Source organism: Labrenzia sp. PO1, assembly GCF_012273635.1.
In the GTDB taxonomy this organism is placed as follows: domain Bacteria; phylum Pseudomonadota; class Alphaproteobacteria; order Rhizobiales; family Stappiaceae; genus Roseibium; species Roseibium algicola.
Genome location: NZ_JAAXCR010000003.1, coordinates 186,938 through 202,156, shown reverse-complemented (window position 1 = coordinate 202,156; position 15,219 = coordinate 186,938). Strand labels below are relative to the sequence as shown.

At 57.2% G+C, this 15,219-nt stretch carries 21 protein-coding genes; 8 read left to right on the top strand and 13 right to left on the bottom strand.

The window, feature by feature from the left end; translation table 11 throughout:
* Position 1: 1 nt before the first annotated feature.
* Entirely contained in the window at positions 2-790 is a 789-nt protein-coding gene (locus tag HCG46_RS15970; protein ID WP_022998532.1) for a DUF1217 domain-containing protein, read from the bottom strand.
* Positions 791-975: 185 nt separating this feature from the next.
* On the opposite strand from HCG46_RS15970, the gene motA reads away from it, so the two are divergent.
* The 8 genes from motA (at position 976) to HCG46_RS15930 (ending at position 6,996) form a co-directional block, all read left to right on the top strand.
* Entirely contained in the window at positions 976-1,872 is an 897-nt protein-coding gene (motA, locus tag HCG46_RS15965; RefSeq protein ID WP_022998531.1) for a flagellar motor stator protein MotA, read from the top strand.
* A 3-nt stretch (positions 1,873-1,875) separates the two neighbouring features.
* Complete coding sequence (locus HCG46_RS15960) at positions 1,876-2,835, top strand: FliM/FliN family flagellar motor switch protein (protein WP_006934597.1); 960 nt, start codon at positions 1,876-1,878, stop codon at positions 2,833-2,835.
* Positions 2,816-3,385: a hypothetical protein gene (locus tag HCG46_RS15955; RefSeq protein WP_168686789.1), complete on the top strand. Its 570-nt coding sequence runs from the start codon at positions 2,816-2,818 to the stop codon at positions 3,383-3,385. Before HCG46_RS15960 ends, HCG46_RS15955 begins: the two co-directional genes overlap by 20 nt.
* The gene (fliN, locus tag HCG46_RS15950; RefSeq protein ID WP_022998528.1) at positions 3,385-3,777 is read left to right on the top strand and encodes a flagellar motor switch protein FliN; all 393 of its coding nucleotides are present in this window, start codon (positions 3,385-3,387) and stop codon (positions 3,775-3,777) included. The genes HCG46_RS15955 and fliN overlap by 1 nt, the downstream gene beginning before the upstream one ends.
* 69 nt (positions 3,778-3,846) lie before the next feature.
* Positions 3,847-4,911, top strand: coding sequence for a flagellar motor switch protein FliG (locus HCG46_RS15945; RefSeq protein ID WP_022998527.1), 1,065 nt, complete (start codon positions 3,847-3,849; stop codon positions 4,909-4,911).
* Between the two features lie 52 nt (positions 4,912-4,963).
* Positions 4,964-6,037 carry a flagellar biosynthesis protein FlhB gene (gene flhB / locus HCG46_RS15940; RefSeq protein ID WP_168686788.1) on the top strand — a complete coding sequence of 358 codons (1,074 nt, stop codon included), beginning with the start codon at positions 4,964-4,966 and terminating at the stop codon, positions 6,035-6,037.
* 25 nt (positions 6,038-6,062) lie between these two features.
* On the top strand, positions 6,063-6,509 hold the full coding sequence (locus HCG46_RS15935; protein WP_022998525.1) for a hypothetical protein: 447 nt from the start codon (positions 6,063-6,065) through the stop codon (positions 6,507-6,509).
* 229 nt (positions 6,510-6,738) lie between these two features.
* Positions 6,739-6,996 (top strand): hypothetical protein, encoded by a 258-nt coding sequence (locus HCG46_RS15930; RefSeq protein WP_022998524.1) that lies wholly within the window; start codon positions 6,739-6,741, stop codon positions 6,994-6,996.
* Positions 6,997-7,063: 67 nt separating this feature from the next.
* Here HCG46_RS15930 and HCG46_RS15925 read toward each other — a convergent pair whose 3' ends face one another.
* The 12 genes from HCG46_RS15925 to HCG46_RS15870 all read right to left on the bottom strand — a co-directional run bounded on the left by HCG46_RS15925 (position 7,064) and on the right by HCG46_RS15870 (position 15,215).
* Positions 7,064-7,258 carry a hypothetical protein gene (locus tag HCG46_RS15925; protein WP_168686787.1) on the bottom strand — a complete coding sequence of 65 codons (195 nt, stop codon included), beginning with the start codon at positions 7,256-7,258 and terminating at the stop codon, positions 7,064-7,066.
* A gap of 200 nt (positions 7,259-7,458) precedes the next feature.
* On the bottom strand, positions 7,459-7,914 hold the full coding sequence (locus HCG46_RS15920; RefSeq protein ID WP_168686786.1) for a hypothetical protein: 456 nt from the start codon (positions 7,912-7,914) through the stop codon (positions 7,459-7,461).
* Entirely contained in the window at positions 7,911-8,339 is a 429-nt protein-coding gene (locus HCG46_RS15915) for a hypothetical protein (RefSeq protein ID WP_055654443.1), read from the bottom strand. Before HCG46_RS15915 ends, HCG46_RS15920 begins: the two co-directional genes overlap by 4 nt.
* Complete coding sequence (locus HCG46_RS15910) at positions 8,339-8,761, bottom strand: rod-binding protein (protein ID WP_031268441.1); 423 nt, start codon at positions 8,759-8,761, stop codon at positions 8,339-8,341. The genes HCG46_RS15915 and HCG46_RS15910 overlap by 1 nt, the downstream gene beginning before the upstream one ends.
* A gap of 179 nt (positions 8,762-8,940) precedes the next feature.
* Positions 8,941-9,321: a hypothetical protein gene (locus tag HCG46_RS15905; protein WP_055656561.1), complete on the bottom strand. Its 381-nt coding sequence runs from the start codon at positions 9,319-9,321 to the stop codon at positions 8,941-8,943.
* Between the two features lie 30 nt (positions 9,322-9,351).
* Positions 9,352-10,128, bottom strand: coding sequence for a flagellar biosynthesis protein FliR (fliR, locus tag HCG46_RS15900; protein ID WP_022998518.1), 777 nt, complete (start codon positions 10,126-10,128; stop codon positions 9,352-9,354).
* The gene (flhA, locus tag HCG46_RS15895) at positions 10,125-12,215 is read right to left on the bottom strand and encodes a flagellar biosynthesis protein FlhA (RefSeq protein ID WP_055654445.1); all 2,091 of its coding nucleotides are present in this window, start codon (positions 12,213-12,215) and stop codon (positions 10,125-10,127) included. Before flhA ends, fliR begins: the two co-directional genes overlap by 4 nt.
* Before the next feature lie 385 nt (positions 12,216-12,600).
* Entirely contained in the window at positions 12,601-12,867 is a 267-nt protein-coding gene (gene fliQ / locus HCG46_RS15890) for a flagellar biosynthesis protein FliQ (protein WP_022998516.1), read from the bottom strand.
* Between the two features lie 14 nt (positions 12,868-12,881).
* Positions 12,882-13,277: a flagellar hook assembly protein FlgD gene (gene flgD / locus HCG46_RS15885; RefSeq protein WP_022998515.1), complete on the bottom strand. Its 396-nt coding sequence runs from the start codon at positions 13,275-13,277 to the stop codon at positions 12,882-12,884.
* 11 nt (positions 13,278-13,288) lie between these two features.
* Complete coding sequence (flbT, locus tag HCG46_RS15880) at positions 13,289-13,762, bottom strand: flagellar biosynthesis repressor FlbT (RefSeq protein ID WP_022998514.1); 474 nt, start codon at positions 13,760-13,762, stop codon at positions 13,289-13,291.
* A 4-nt stretch (positions 13,763-13,766) separates the two neighbouring features.
* Positions 13,767-14,117, bottom strand: coding sequence for a flagellar biosynthesis regulator FlaF (flaF, locus tag HCG46_RS15875; RefSeq protein ID WP_022998513.1), 351 nt, complete (start codon positions 14,115-14,117; stop codon positions 13,767-13,769).
* A 51-nt stretch (positions 14,118-14,168) separates the two neighbouring features.
* A complete protein-coding gene (locus HCG46_RS15870) occupies positions 14,169-15,215 on the bottom strand; it encodes a flagellar hook-associated family protein (protein WP_168686785.1) in 1,047 nt (348 codons plus the stop codon).
* Between the last annotated feature and the right edge of the window lie 4 nt (positions 15,216-15,219).

Here is a 15,219-nt window from a genome sequence, read left to right as displayed (position 1 = left end):
ATCAAAAGCCTCCGAGGCGGAAATTCTGGATGCTTGCCAACAGTCCCTCGCCCATCTGGATAACCCCTCGGCCGTTGCCATAAAGAGCAAGTGTTGGCGACATGTTGCCGGACGGGCCGTTGGAAAGGTCATAGAGAGCCGAAAACCGGTTGAGGAATTTCGCCAGGTAGTCCGCATCTCCGAACTTGCTGAAATCCAGACGTTCTTCCAGATAGGCTGCCTGCTTGTCGATGTCGGTCATCGCAAATTCTTGCGGCAGGCCAAGGGAAGTATAAACGGCCTCGGCAAGCGCGCGATCAGCCAGAACATCGTACGCGTTGGTGATATCGGGCGCACGGCGTTCGAAATAGAGTGCCAGACGGACACCCTGATTTTGTTCACCCTCGCGCACTTCCAGTGTCTGCCGATGATACTTCTGTACAATCGCGTCCTGCGTCCGGGCAAAAGAAGTCGTCGTTTCGCCATACCGCTTGAAATTGAAGGTTTCAGCAAAATTCTTGTACTTGGTGTCGGCCAGCTGATTGGCGAAAGCGCCACGTTCGTCCGTGCCTTCTTCCAGCACTTTCCGAATAAATGCCTTCGCGTAGATCATGTCCTCCAGACCCATGGCAGTCATTGCGTAGTTGAAGATGCGATCATCAGCCAGGAATTCGTCGATGGACTTAATATTGCGGATGTTCTCGCGATAATATTCGGTCTGACGTTCGACCATAGGGTCCGCGGCGACCGTCTTCAGCGAGCGTTCCATATTGGTTCTGACCAGCTGAACCTGGCTCAATGTATTGATCATGGTTCTATCCCCATTGCGGGCCCATGGCGGGCAGGCTTTCGGGGAACACTCACTCGCAAACCTTACGCCAGGCTGACGACCGGAGATGATTTCCAAAAGGCTTTCGCGCGTCAGCTTCAGGCAAGTCTCGGCCGCTAGCGTCCTCCCAATCAGAGTTGCAATCCACACCAGTTGGGAGCTGTTAGGTGACTATTCTTATCGGCCTGATCATAGCAGGCGCGTCCCTTATAGGCGGCTTTGCCGCACTCGGAGGCAAGGTCTCCGTCCTCTGGCAGCCGTGGGAGCTCGTCATTATTCTTGGCGTCGCTATCGGTGCTTTTGTCGTTGCCAATCCAATGAAGGTAATCAGGGGAACCCTGGTTGCCGTGTCGGATGCGCTGCGCAACGCAGTTCCCAACAAGCGGGAATATCTCGACGTTCTGGCACTTCTCTACGGCCTGATGCGTGAGTTGCGCGCCAAGGGCCGTAACCAGGTCGAGCCGCACATCGAAGACCCGAATACTTCTCCGATTTTCCAGAAGTATCCGTCGGTCCTGCGCAATGCCAGCCTGACAACCTTCATCTGCGATTATTTCCGACTGATCATTGTCGGAAATGCCCGCGCTCACGAAATCGAAGCGCTGGTCGACGAAGAACTTCACACGATCCACCGCGACCAGATGAAGCCGTACCATGCGATGAGCAGCATCGCTGATGCATTGCCTGCCATCGGCATCATCGCGGCCGTGCTCGGTGTCATCAAGGCCATGGGCGCCATCGACCAGTCCCCTCAGCTGCTGGGCAGCCTGATTGGCGCGGCACTCGTGGGCACGTTTGTCGGCATCTTCTTCTCCTACTCGCTGTTCGGCCCGATCGCCTCCAAGATCCGCAACGTTCGCGAGTCCCGCCTTCGTACCTACATCGTCGTCAAGCAGACCCTGCTTGCCTTCATGAACGGCGCCGATCCGCAGATCGCCCTGGAGCATGGCCGCAAGACCATCTCCGACTACGACCGTCCAACCATCGACGAAGTTGAAAACGAGACGATGAGTGCTGGCGGCGCTGGTGCCGATAACGTCCAGGATCTGCAGGGAGCCGCCTAAGCCATGATCGAAGCAGCGACCGCAAGCTCCAATGCTTCCAGCTCCGAACGCGCGATGATCGCCGACAGACTGCTGGATGCCGCCGGAATTTCCGTTGACCGCCTGCCGATGCTTCCGGTGGTGTTCGACCGCATGGCCCGCCTGATGGCCGACGCCATGCGCCAGAAGTCCCCCTCACCGTCCTACATTTCGGTGAGCTACGTTGAAAACAACCGCATCGGCGACGTACTCGACGAGTTCGAATCCAATGCTCTGGTGGCCGTGCTTTATTCTCCGGAATGGGACGCCCGTGTACTCGTCGGCTTCGACCGGGACTTCATCTTCACACTGGTGGATGTCCTCTTCGGTGCTGACGGGACCGAGCCTCCCATCGACGACGAGCGCCCCTTCTCGAACATCGAAACGCGGATCGCGCGCACCATGTTCGAGGTAGCTGCCAAGGCACTGGCCGAAAGCTTTGCCCCGATTGCCGAAACAACGCTGAAGATCGAGCGCATCGAAAGCCGCATGGACTTTGCGGTGGTAGGCCGGCGGAACAACCCTGCCGTGGTGGCTCGCCTTCTGCAACAGGCAATCGGGCGCGGCGGCGAAGTGTTCATCGTCATGCCGCACTCGACACTCAACCCGCTGCGGCAGCGCCTTTCCCAGGTTCTGTCCGGCGAGATGTCGAGCCGCGACAAACAGTGGACCCAGCATTTCCACAACGAGATCCAGCGCACCGAAGTCAAGCTGGAAGCCATTCTCGAAGAACGTGAAATGTCGCTCGGCGACCTGGCAAACCTCCGGGTCGGACAGGTCATCGAACTTCAGGCGACAGCCCGCTCTCCGGTCACACTCGCCTGCAACGACCAACCCGTCTTCACCTGCCAGCTCGGACAGTTGAACGGATCCTACACGTTGCAGATCGATGAGCTCATCCATGAGGAAGAAAAGGATCTGTTCGATGATCTCCGCAATCGTTGATGGCGTTCTCCTGCTCGCGCTTGTCGCGACCACGGTCCGGATGCTTTCCATGCACCGGGAGCTGCGCCGACTGGGCAGCTACCACGATGACTACCAGCGTATCTTCGATCAGACCGCCCTCGCGCTCGACGGCATCGAGGTCTCGATCCAGGAGATCAACGTCAAGGGTGCACAGATCCTCAATGCGCTCGGCAACCGGATGGACGATGCTCGGGAGCTGATCGCGGAAATCGACGGTCTGACCCGTGAGGCAAAACGCCAGCAGTCCGTGCTGCGCGCGGAGCTGAAAGAGCTCTCCAAGGCGACCGCCGTCCTGCATGACCCGAAGCGCTTTGCGCCCGTTCGCGACGACATCGACATCTTCGCCGAAGACACGGCAGGCGAGCAGGCAGCTGGCGCCGCCGGTTCCGCTCAGTCCGGCGGGCGCAAGGAAACGACCATTCATCGCGGCCAGGTCCATCAACAGGCGCCCACGCGCGTCCACCGTATCGACAATTCGCTGCAAAGCCCGTTCCGCACGGTCTCCATGAACCAGAAGGATAAGATGTAATGTCCGAAACAATCATCGATCACATCGACGCTGAAAAAGGCCCGAAAACCCGCCCGGCCGATGCCGCGAGTTTCGCCAAGGTGGAATCGCCGGAAAAGAACCAGAATGGCGATACAATCGGTGACGACCGAAATCTCGACACCATCCTCGGCATTCCCGTGAACATCCAGGTGGTTCTCGGATCTGCGACCATGCTGGTTTCCAACCTCCTGAAACTCGGTCGCGGCGCGGTCATTCCGCTCAATCATCGTGTCGGCGAACCGATCGACATCGTGGTCAACGGCCGTGTCATCGCCCGCGGAGAAGTAGTGGTCGTAGAAGACGACAACTCGCGCTTCGGCGTTTCGTTGACGGAGATCATGAGCGCCCAGGCCGGCGGTATGGATATCTGAGGTCGAATTTCTCCGGCCTCACATTCTCCGGTTTGCCCAAGGCTGTCTCCTTAGGATTGAAGTGACAAAATGATGAATTCCGCTAACGCCGCCGCAGCAACCGCTGCAAACCTGGCCAAGCCGCCAGCTCCGCCTGCCCGCCGAATGAACGGTACACAGCGCGTGGCCGCTCTGCTGCTGTCGCTGGGCAAGACGAGTTCGCAGAAACTGCTCCGGCATTTCGATCAGGAAGAAATCCGGATGATCACCGTCTCGGCAGCTCAGCTCGGCACGGTGGCATCGGAAGAACTTGATCGGCTGGCCGAGGAATTCATCGAGCAGTTCTCTCATGGCACGACGCTTTATGGTTCGGCCAACGAAGTGGAGAAAATGCTGGAAGGTGTCCTGCCGGACGATCAGCTTGCAGACATCATGTCGGACGTGCTCGGCAACTCCAACCGGTCCATCTGGGACCGGTTGACCACGGTTTCCGAAACGGTGTTCGCAAATTATCTCCTGAAGGAACACCCGCAAACCGCAGCGCTGATCCTGACAAAAATAAAGCCGAGCGCAGCAGCAAAGGTTCTCGGCCAGATCAATAACCAGACGCGCAACTCTCTTGTCCGGCGCATGCTGTCGATCAAGGCGGTTGTACCGGAAATCATGCGCGACGTCGAAAAGACCATGCATGAGGATTTCATGCTCAACCTGTCGGGTACCCTGGAAGCCGACTCCCATGCTCGCATGGCGGACATTCTCAACAAGATGGACCGCGAGCACATGGAAGACGCTCTGGAGAACTTGAACGAGGTGAAACCGAAAACCGCAGAACTTCTGAAGGGTCTGCTCTTCACCTTCGACGACATCACCAATCTCAACGCCCGGACCCGCATGGCGATTTTCGATCAGATCCCGACGGACCGGATCGTGCTGGCACTGAAGGGAACCAATGCCCAGTTCCGGGAAGTGATCCTGTCATCGCTGACATCACGCGCACGTCGTATCGCCGAACACGAACTTGCAGCCGGCGAACCGGCCGCTCAGCGCGACGTTCTGGATGCCCGCAGTGCGATCACCAACCTCGCACTGGAAATGGCGTCGCGTGGCGAAATCGAGCTGAATCCGAAGCAGGACGAAGGCGCATTCTTTGCGTAATCGTCTTTGCAAGCGGTTCGACGTGATCTGAGCCTGAACACCGGGTGGCTGGATGTCGGAAGAAGACAAGGATTCAAAAACAGAGGAACCGACCGAGAAAAAGATCAGCGATGCCATAGAAAAGGGCAACACCCCGGTCTCACGGGAAGCCCCCGTTCTGGCAACATTTATCGCGACGCTCTTGATCGGCAGTTTCGTTGTTACATCGGCATCGAGTCAGCTCGTGCAAACGCTGACGCATCTTCTGGACCTTTCGGGAGGAGTGGATCTTGGAAACAGCGCCGACGCATTGCTGCTCTCACATGCGGTGTCGATCGAGGTCATGGTCTTCCTCGCCCCGATTGTCGCACTGCTTGCCGCGTCCGGTCTTGCGTCCGCTTTTTTGCAGAACACGCCCAGCATCGTTTTTCACCGCATCAAGCCGGATGCCTCCAAGCTCTCGCTGGCCAAGGGCTGGAGCCGCATATTCGGAGCCCAGGGCCTTGTGGAGTTCCTCAAGGCAGTCTTCAAGTTCTCCACGGTCAGTGCCATCGTCTATGGCCAGTTCCGGGCGAATGAAGCGGAACTGATCAACGCCATGTTCACAGATCCAAGCGCACTTCCCGAAGCGATCCTTCAGATATCGATGAAGCTGATCGCCGGCGTCTGCATCGTTACCATTCTACTGGTTACAGTCGACATTCTCTGGTCCCGCTCGCACTGGCGCAAGAACCTGCGCATGAGCAAGCAGGAGATCAAGGACGAGCACAAGCAGATGGAAGGCGACCCGATCGTCAAGGCCCGGCAACGCTCGCTCGCACGCGACCGGGCACGAAATCGCATGATGTCAGCCGTGCCGCAAGCAACCCTCATTGTTGCCAATCCGACACACTTCGCTGTTGCCTTGCGCTACGACGGGGACCAAAACCCTGCCCCGATTGTTGTAGCTAAAGGGCAGGATCTGATTGCGCTGAAGATCAGGGAGATCGCCGAGGCGAACAATATTCCCGTGATCGAGGACCGGCAACTTGCACGGTCTCTCTACGCCGCTACAGAAGTTGAAAGGATGATCCCGCCGGAATTCTACAGGGCAGTTGCGGAAATCATTTGCTACGTGTACTCACGCCAGACCAAAACTGCTGTATAATTTAATGTATTTGGAGGTCCGGGGAATGCACGATATGCCTGAAGGCAACGGCACGAAACCGTCGCCACTGGAATGCGACCGGCAGCGCCAGGAAGCAATTGCCTCTGCTCTGACCGAATTTATCGAAGATCTGAAACTCGTCGATGTGGTCGACTTCGTCGCCTATATCCGAACAGACCAGCACGGCAATATCGATGAATTGATCAAGACATCGGCCGAGCTCTTCTTCAAGGAAGGCTCCTTGCGCTATTCCATGGCCGCACAGGCAGATGTCGAGTGGGAAACCACCCCGCGCATTTCCCTGGATCTGGAATTCTTCAACAAGGGTGTCTGGATCTATTTTACCGCCGTCCTCGCCTGGCCGGACAATGCAGTCAACGTTTCCTATGTCGAAGTGCCGGACGCCGGTGGCAACAAGGCGAAAGAAACGGAACTGCTGCTTGAGGCCCTGAAGGACGCCCGGTTGCGGTAGTTGCGTTTCAGGCATCCCAAATAATTTCCGGTTTGTCAGGCAGCTCGTCCGCACAGATGCGAACAGTGTGCCGGCCCGCTATTTCGCATGACCCATCGGCAACTTACCGAAATTCGCCAACTTGCTTCAATTCTGCCAGCCTAGCACCATATGCAGTTGGCCCTGCCGCGCGTTTCGGGTCTTCCGGACCTGGAAACTACCTGCAACTGAAACCAGAGAAACGGCGCGTATGAAGAAAATCCAGATCCCGGAAGATCCCGCCCACATGGTGACTGCAATCGTCGCCTATGCCGGGATCGCCAAACGCCTGCACGTGGAGCTCTCAAATCGGCCGATGGGTACGCAAGTGGATTTGGAAGCCATCAAGGCCGACTTGATTGCCGAAGCAAAAAGAGCGGTGCCGCATGGAGATTTCGCCAAAGACGAAATCGGTGTCTACAAGACCATCTTCCAGGCGATCGACACGATTTTCGATACCGATGGCTGAAATCGGCATTCGCTAAATGCCGCGAAACAAGCACCACGAATTTATATTGACCAGCTATTGTACCAATTCACTCTCCCAGAAGCGTCGACAAGCGCTCCATGATTTCGTGCAGGCTTTTTCCGGTTAGCCGCATTTCCCTCGCCTGCTCACCATCTTCAACATCGGAATAAAGCAGGATTTCAACTGCGTTTTCCAAAACCTGGATATCATCGGAAGTCAGATCGACTGAGCCACTACTGCTCGATACCGTTATCGTCTTCATGGGCTTATCCTCCAAACCGTACCAGGCAAAGTAGCGCTCTCTGCGCCCGGTCTATTCCGTAGGTTTTCCGAATAGTCCTGTTCCATCAAGCACAAAACAGGCCGCGGTGAGGATCAAAAAAAAGCGCCCAACCGAACCTGGGCGCCAATTGCCTGGGAGGCGGCAGAAGAAGTTTTTCAGTACAAGACAAGGATCAGCGGCTAGTGCGTGATCACGTCTTCCTTGTCGAAATAGTTGAATTCCTCCACCAGGACGTCGTGCACCACGGGTCGGCCGAGACGAGCGTTGGTGGTTTTCTTGAGACTTTCGGTGAAAGCCTCCAGGTCGTAACGTTCCAGGCTACGGAAATCGAGGGTTTCGTCCGAATAGAGTACCCGGAAGGCTTCATCCACCAGGAAAGGGTGTGGCGGTACAGGCAGGCGGCGCAATGTATCGCCATCCGCTGTGAAGACCATCTTGATCACCACATATCCCTGCAGCGTGCCATCAAACAGGATCGGCACGTTGACCGGGTTCACTGTCTCATAATCCAGCCCTACAAACGCCGGCTCATCGTCGCCGACCCTTTTCTGGGCTGCCAGATACTGCGTGGTGCCGTAACCGGACGCCAGCATGGTGGCAGACATCCAGAGGCCGGCAACGATGGTCTTTATCATCGAGCCCTCTCCGGAAACGGTGCCTGATACGTGCCGTCGGATTCATAGTCGATCATGGTTCTGGACATCATGCCGACAACTTCCGTCACCGCATTCATATGCAGTTGCAACAGGCCGACATTCTCATCGAGCACTTCCTTGAATTCGGCGATGTCTTCGCGCAGCTCTTCAGAATAGAACGCCGGCGGCACGAGTGTCCGAGCCCTGGACAGGTCAAGCAAAGCCTGGCTCTTGCCGTATTCGAAGATCTTCAGGTCCGCTGTCGGGTTTGCACGAAGCGCCCGGGTTTCCTCGCGCACAGCGCCGATTGCTCGGCGAACGGCGACCACAAGCGGCATGGATCGCACCGGATCGGGGGTGAATTCCTGAAGTGCGAGATCGGTCACGGCAACGTCCTGAAATTCAACATCGTTGGCAGCGTCCATCAGGCTTTAACTCCCTTTTCAAGCGTATCTGAAATCAGGCCGGCGATACCGACGCCACCACTGGCGGCAAGCTGGTTTGCGACCTGTTCGGCAAGCATCGATTTCCAGATTTCCCCGGCGGTTCCGGACCCGAAGACCGCTTCGGAGTCATCTGGAAGCATTGTTTCGACGAACTGGCTGAGGATCATCGCCTCGAATTTCTCCGCAGGAGACTTTTGGGACGGTCCTTCGTAATTGGCGGTTCGAAAACTGCCTTCAGTGGCTCCTGCCCGGTTCGTCGCACCGGCATAGGCAAGTGCAAAGCCATCTCCCGAACCACCAGCGGAAATGGACCTGAGACGGTTCGTGGCGTCAGCAAGGTTCACCGGATCGGCAGCCTTGGACACATCCAGGATCAGATCTGAAGGAGGCGAAATCGCCATGCTGGGCTCCTCGAAAAACATAAGGTGCAAACAAGGCCCGGCAGGCGACAGGGCAAGGCAAGCAATACACTTGAACCGAACCTTGTTTGCATCCTCAGGAATAGCCTGCGCAGCTTGCGGGAGGCTTGCGTCTTCTTGCTGGACGGCGACGAATATGCCCCGTTCACGCCAAGCGGCTTTCACCCGTATCTGCGGTCGAGGAGATCCATCAGGTCCCGTTCTTCTTCAGCACGCTGTTCCTCCCCACGCATCCTGGCGAGACGTTCAGCCATGAGTTTCAGCATCAGCCGCTGGCGATCGTATTCGGAGTTCACCTTTGCGCGCGCTTCGCTGAGCCGTGACATCTCCTCGATGATGCGTCTCAGCCGCTCGGCAGCGTTGGCGATAAACCTGTCGTGCTGTGCCAGGTCGCCATTCGAAAGGGCCAGCAAAATGCGTCTTTCCTTTTCGTTCAGCTGATAGACCTGAGCGTCAAGCTTCTGAAGTAGCCAGGATGAAAACAGGAAAATCTGCTTCTGCATCCGGAACAAACGTTCAATATCCTGACTTTTTCTTGCCATGGAACAGGAACCTTTCACGGTCAGGTTTGCCTAACCTATCTGGAGCCAAGTGAAGTAGCCGTCGAGGAAGATCATGATGGCCTCCGCGATGACGAGATAAAGAAAGTAGAGACCACCCGCGATCACGAACGGCATGGAGATGAAGTAGACCGGGATCTGCGGTGTCAGCTTGTTGACGAGGCCGACGGCAAAGTTCACAACAACCGTGTAGACGATGAACGGGCTGCAAACCCGCAATGCCAGGATGAAGGTTCGGCCCAACTGCTCGGCAAACTGCTCCAGGCTCGTCACGGCCGCCAGCGGCTGCCCGACCGGGATCGCTTCATACGAGGCTGCCAGCCCGCGCAGAATTTCCCAATGCTGGTTGGTGATGAAGACCATCGCCGTTGCCGTCACCGTGAAAAGGTTTGCGACAGGCGGCAGGGAATCCACGCCATCGATCGGCATGCCCGGCATGTTCGACAGGCCGATTGCCATGGACACCAGCGTCGTCAGCGTCTCCAGGGCCGCCAGAAAGATGCGTCCCAGAAAACCGATGAAGGCTCCGGTCAGCAACTCCGCCCCGATGAAGCCGGCAACAGTGCCGAGCTGCTCATCCGGCAGGGACGCCTGTACGCCTGGCGCCAACAGGGGCGACAAGGCCAACGCCACGGAAAGCGCGATGAACAGGCGAACATGCACCGGCACACGGTTGCTACCGAACCCCGGGATCACCATCAGGCACGCTCCTATTCGGCAAAACAACAGGAAGACCGCCAGAAGCAGCGAGGAGCTGAAGGTGCTGAAAAAGAGGCCGCCGGAAATCACGAGACGCTTCCGAGCGCGGAAACATCCACTCCGCGTGCGATTTCAAGATGCGACAGGACCGGCAAGGTCGGGAACATGCGCTCCACGATCATGCGTACGTATGGCCGGGCATCAGGTGCCGCTACCACCGCGAAGCGGCTGCCGTCCTTCATGTGTTTCTTTACCGCGTCGGACATTTGCGTGCCGAATTCCTCCACCAGTTGCGGCTCGATGTCGAACTCGATGACGTCGCCCTTCCCGTCCCGTTTCAGGGCATTGTGGAAGGCTAGATCCCATCGGTTTCCGAGACGCAGCACTTTCAGAGGGCCGCCTTCTGCAAGGTCGCCGCAAATCTGCTGGGCGATGCGCATTCGAACGTGCTCCACCACCTGCTCCGATCTGCGGACGTGTGGAACGATCTCGGCAACGGCTTCCAGGATCAGGTTTAGATTCCGGATCGAAACCCGTTCCGCCAGCAAAAGCTTGAGCACCGCTTGCAGACCGGAGAAAGACGTGTGCGCCGGACAGATATCGTCGAGAAGCTTCTGGTACTCCGGGTCCAGCCTGTCGAACAGCTTGCGCATATCCTTGTAGGACAAGAGCTGCGGCAGGTTGTTGCGGATCACTTCGCTCAGATGCGTGAGGATGACCGTGATGTTCTCGGCCGGCGTCATGCCGCGGCGCTTGAGTTCGTCCTTGTACGCAGGCGGCACCCAGTAAGCTGGCATCCCGAATGCAGGCTCACGCGTCTGGTCAGCCGGTACCGGCAGTGCCTCATCATTGTTCGGAATGACCAGCAGTTCACCCACTTTCAGATGCTGCGAGGCGATGATGGTGCCGTGGATCTTGATCTGGTAGCTCTTCGGATCAAGCGTCAGACTGTCGGTGACCCGAATATCGGGCACGACAAAACCATACTGCTCGGCAAACTTCCGGCGCATCTTGGCAACGCGGCGAGACAGTTCACCGGTTCGCGTCAGCAGCTCGGCGGAAAGCTGCTTGCCAAGCACCAGTTCGACCTCAGCCGATTTGAGCGTTTCCTTGACGGAGTCCTTTTCCTCAAGCTTTGCCTGTTCCTCCGCTGCGCGTATCTTGTCGTCCTCGACCTTTTTCGCCGCTGCCAAACGCCGCGGAATGGCATAGCCGATAAAGCCCATCAGGATCGCCAGCAGCAGGAACGGCAACATGGGCAGACCAGGCATCAACGCGAAGATGGCCATCAGGATAGCTGCGACGAACAGGGCACGCGGATAGCCGCCAAGCTGGCCGAGAACAGCCTTGTCGGTCGACCCTCTGGTGCCGCCCTTGGACACCAGCAGACCGGCCGCCAGCGAAACGATCAGCGCCGGGATCTGGGAGACGAGGCCATCGCCTACGGAGAGCTTGGTGAAAACGTCTGCCGCGTTGGAAACCGTCATGTCATAGCGGGTCACGCCAATGACGATGCCGCCAAGGATGTTCACAGCCGTGATGATCAGGCCGGCAATCGCGTCGCCGCGGACGAATTTGGAGGCACCATCCATGGCGCCGAAAAAGGAGCTTTCCTCTTCCAGTTCCTTGCGCCGACGCTGTGCTTCCTTGTCATCGATAAGGCCTGCGGAAAGATCCGCATCGATCGCCATCTGCTTGCCCGGGATCGCGTCCAGAGTGAAGCGTGCGCCGACTTCCGCAATACGGGTTGCGCCCTTGGTGATGACCATGAAGTTGACGATGACCAGGATCGCAAAAACAATCAGACCGATGACAAAGTCACCGCTCATCACGAATTGCGAAAAGCCGTTGATCACATAGCCTGCCGCATTCAGCCCTTCGTGGCCGTTGGCAAGGATCATGCGCGTTGTCGAGATATTGAGCGACAGTCGCAGCATGGTGGCGATCAGCAGGATCGTCGGGAAAGACGAGAAATCGAGCGGACGCTGGATCCAGAGCGAGACCATCAGGATCAAGACCGACAGCGCGATCGACATGGCCAGGCCGATATCGATCAGGAATGTCGGGATTGGCAGAAAAAGAACGGCCAGGATTAGGACGATGCCTATGGCAAAGCCGACGTCGCGGCGGCTGTCCGGCGCATTGCCGGCAGCCGGCGAAAGGGAGGTGTCTGTCATGCCTTCTCTCTGCTGCAGGTCTGATACCTGGCAACCTCGCCCTTGAAGCTTGCGCGAGGCTTTTTTGAAGAAGGATTTCAGGAGGGAAGTTCGGGAAAGGGTGAGCGCTCTGACCGACGATGGTCGCTCCAGGCTCTGAAGGGAGCGGCCTTCGCACTTGAAGCAAGTCGTGGTTCAAGGAGAAATGGATGCGAGAAACGCATCTACCTTGTCATCGCGGCAAAGGCCTGTATCCATTAGCGACATGCGCCAAGGTGAAAGGTTTCGCCGACAACGCAAAGGACCTGATCCCGGCTTACAGCTTTCGCTGCAAAACTGGACGACAAATAAATTCAGGACCACGACGGCACCTGAAACCATGCAAGAATAGTCCTGCAGACCGTCGCTAGAACCCCGTTTCGATCCGATTGTAGATCAGGGTCGTCAACGAGTAGATCTGGCCGCCGATGAAAGGTCCGGCGACCACGATCATGACCAGGATCGCCACGATCTTCGGAATGAAGGTAAGAGTGATTTCCTGAACCTGGGTCAGGGCCTGCAGCAATGCAATTCCGATACCGACAATCATCGCCGGTACGATCGCGGGGGCAGATCCGACAAGGATCGTCCAGATTGCAGTCCGGACCAGGTCCAGGGCATCAACTTCATTCATATCATTCCATCCGCTCAGGAAATGGTTACACCCGGTCCAAGCAGAACACCCTGACCGTTGTCGAGCGCGAGCACGGTGCCGTCGGAATAGACTTCAACCTTTTCCACGACACCCGTCGTGCCGTTGGCGTCGGTCACGGTCCGCCCGATAAGATCATCTACCTGACCGAACGAAAGGTTGGTCAGAAGCGTTTCCAGCTTGGCGTTCGTCTGAATAGACTGCTCAACTTGGCTGAAGCTTGCGAGCTGCGCGAGCTGTTCGGACGCGTCCATGGGATTGGTCGGATCCTGGTTCTGCATCTGAGCCATCATCAGATGCAGGAAGGTGTCGTAGTCGACAGTCAGCTGCTTCTGAGCGGATGCAGTCGAGGCAGCACCCTGGGTGGCGCTGACGCCTTCAACACTGGTCATCTAATCACTCCTTAAACAACGGCCAGCCTGGGGCCGTACTGAAAATTTTCTCTTGGCGCCGGCCGGGGGGCGGTCTGCCGGGTTTCCTGCGCGCGCCGGTTCTTTTCGGCCAGCATCAGGCTTGCCTCCAGCGGATAGAGCGCACGCACAACCTTCATTGCCTCGAACCACCGATCCGTTTTTGCCAGCTCCTCAACCTTGTCGAGATGCATCAGCACCTCCTTGTTCGAGAACGCCGACTTCACGGAACCAAGCACGAGATGGAACATGTCCTGAACCGCACCGGCGGCTGCCGGATCGATGATCATGGTCTGGAGAATGAAGTAGAGCTGGCGAAGCGGCGTCGTCGCCTCTTCTGGCTGAAGCACATGGGCTTCCAGCAGGAATACGGCATCATTCAGCAGTTCGATGTTGGTTTTCCGTTCGGCCCGGATCACCGCACCGTTGATGAACAGGCGTTCGCCCGCTTTCAAACCGATTTTCATGAGTTTAACCGTCCAGGCTGTCGCGGATGATGGAATTGATCTGGATGATGTCGGAGAAGTCCTCCTGCTCCCACTGGCGCAAGGATTCGACCTCTTTCAGGACCCAGATGCCGACAGAGATCAGATTGGCTCTCGTTTCGATCGGCAATTCGTTGGCGTCGTCCGCCAGGTGTTCCAGGAAGTAGCTCCACAGGCGCCGTGTGTAGAACAGCGCGTCGACGGCTTCGGGAGACTTGACGCCGCGCTCCTGGGCGACGTTGAGCTTGCCGATCACGATCGACATTGCCTCATGTTCGTTGAGCCGCTGGTCAGAGCAAAGATCGTCCATAACCTCAGCGTAAGACAAATTGTACATGGGCCCTCTCAAGGTTGGGTTTGATACGAAAAATCAGACATTCGGCCACGATCACAGGTAGTTGAGAATGCTCAGACCCTGCATGCGGGCCGTGACCGCATAGGTGGTCTCAAGCTGTGTCAGAGCCGTGTTGAGACGCACCGACGTTTCCTCCAGATTGACGTTTTCAAGGTCGTTGATGCGCCGGTTCAGGATGTCGGTTTGAACCTTCAACCGTTCACTCGCCAACTTGACCTGCTCCTGCACATTGCCGAGCTTGCCCATCTGGCTGGTGACATCGGCAATACCGGTGCCGAGCTTCTCGATGGCCTTGTTGACCACGACCTTCCAGGTTTCGGGATCAAGGTCCTCGTTACCGAGGTCGGACATCATCGTGTAGGCCGCGGCCAGGTCTCTGAAGGCCTTCTCGTTGGCGCTGACGGAACTGGACACCGTTTCACTCGCCGAAATACGGCTGACCATCACGTTGCTGGACGCACTCGACCAGGACGTGCCCCAGGCCGGGTTCTGGAACATCGTCTCGAAGGCACCGTTCAGATAAGTGGACATTGCCGCAGGTGTGATGCCCGAAACGCCCGGGTTGGATTGCGCCATCCCGAACTCGGTCATGAACGCTGCATCGGCGGCCAATTTGTTCGGAGACGTCGGATCGGAATAATCCGCGAAAGGTTCCTGGTCCGTATTGATGCCGGCAAAGACGAAATTGCCGTTGAGCTGGGTGTTCAGACGGGACGTCAGAAGCTCCAGATTGCCGACGGCATCCGCCTTGACGATGTCCGAACTGCCGTTGTTCTCACGCAGGGCCACAAGGGTCGCCAGAAAGTCCTGCGCATCGGTCAGAATGTCGCCCATTGCCGCCTGGCTGACATCGAGCCGCGACGCGGTAAGCGCGTTGGTATCCATGATGCCATTAAGAAAATGAAACTCGGACCGAAGCGACACGCTTTCGCCGGTCTTGGTCCCAAGATCCAGGCCGACGTCGTATTTGCGGCCGGAGGACAGCTCAATGCTGAGCTTCTGCACGAGGCTGGACTGGTTTTGGATCTGCCGGCGAGACGCATCGGCGAGTGTGATCGTGGAGATATAGGTGGTTTTCATAACT

What these genes read in the sequence shown, in the direction of transcription:
- HCG46_RS15970 (WP_022998532.1), bottom strand. Translation starts at nt 790, where the DNA reads ATGATCAATACATTGAGCCAGGTTCAGCTGGTCAGAACCAATATGGAA.
- HCG46_RS15960 (WP_006934597.1), top strand. Translation starts at nt 1,876, where the DNA reads ATGATCGAAGCAGCGACCGCAAGCTCCAATGCTTCCAGCTCCGAACGC.
- HCG46_RS15955 (WP_168686789.1), top strand. Translation starts at nt 2,816, where the DNA reads ATGATCTCCGCAATCGTTGATGGCGTTCTCCTGCTCGCGCTTGTCGCG.
- fliN (WP_022998528.1), top strand. Translation starts at nt 3,385, where the DNA reads ATGTCCGAAACAATCATCGATCACATCGACGCTGAAAAAGGCCCGAAA.
- HCG46_RS15945 (WP_022998527.1), top strand. Translation starts at nt 3,847, where the DNA reads ATGATGAATTCCGCTAACGCCGCCGCAGCAACCGCTGCAAACCTGGCC.
- flhB (WP_168686788.1), top strand. Translation starts at nt 4,964, where the DNA reads ATGTCGGAAGAAGACAAGGATTCAAAAACAGAGGAACCGACCGAGAAA.
- HCG46_RS15935 (WP_022998525.1), top strand. Translation starts at nt 6,063, where the DNA reads ATGCACGATATGCCTGAAGGCAACGGCACGAAACCGTCGCCACTGGAA.
- HCG46_RS15930 (WP_022998524.1), top strand. Translation starts at nt 6,739, where the DNA reads ATGAAGAAAATCCAGATCCCGGAAGATCCCGCCCACATGGTGACTGCA.
- HCG46_RS15925 (WP_168686787.1), bottom strand. Translation starts at nt 7,258, where the DNA reads ATGAAGACGATAACGGTATCGAGCAGTAGTGGCTCAGTCGATCTGACT.
- HCG46_RS15920 (WP_168686786.1), bottom strand. Translation starts at nt 7,914, where the DNA reads ATGATAAAGACCATCGTTGCCGGCCTCTGGATGTCTGCCACCATGCTG.
- HCG46_RS15915 (WP_055654443.1), bottom strand. Translation starts at nt 8,339, where the DNA reads ATGGACGCTGCCAACGATGTTGAATTTCAGGACGTTGCCGTGACCGAT.
- HCG46_RS15910 (WP_031268441.1), bottom strand. Translation starts at nt 8,761, where the DNA reads ATGGCGATTTCGCCTCCTTCAGATCTGATCCTGGATGTGTCCAAGGCT.
- HCG46_RS15905 (WP_055656561.1), bottom strand. Translation starts at nt 9,321, where the DNA reads ATGGCAAGAAAAAGTCAGGATATTGAACGTTTGTTCCGGATGCAGAAG.
- flhA (WP_055654445.1), bottom strand. Translation starts at nt 12,215, where the DNA reads ATGACAGACACCTCCCTTTCGCCGGCTGCCGGCAATGCGCCGGACAGC.
- fliQ (WP_022998516.1), bottom strand. Translation starts at nt 12,867, where the DNA reads ATGAATGAAGTTGATGCCCTGGACCTGGTCCGGACTGCAATCTGGACG.
- flgD (WP_022998515.1), bottom strand. Translation starts at nt 13,277, where the DNA reads ATGACCAGTGTTGAAGGCGTCAGCGCCACCCAGGGTGCTGCCTCGACT.
- flbT (WP_022998514.1), bottom strand. Translation starts at nt 13,762, where the DNA reads ATGAAAATCGGTTTGAAAGCGGGCGAACGCCTGTTCATCAACGGTGCG.
- flaF (WP_022998513.1), bottom strand. Translation starts at nt 14,117, where the DNA reads ATGTACAATTTGTCTTACGCTGAGGTTATGGACGATCTTTGCTCTGAC.
- HCG46_RS15870 (WP_168686785.1), bottom strand. Translation starts at nt 15,215, where the DNA reads ATGAAAACCACCTATATCTCCACGATCACACTCGCCGATGCGTCTCGC.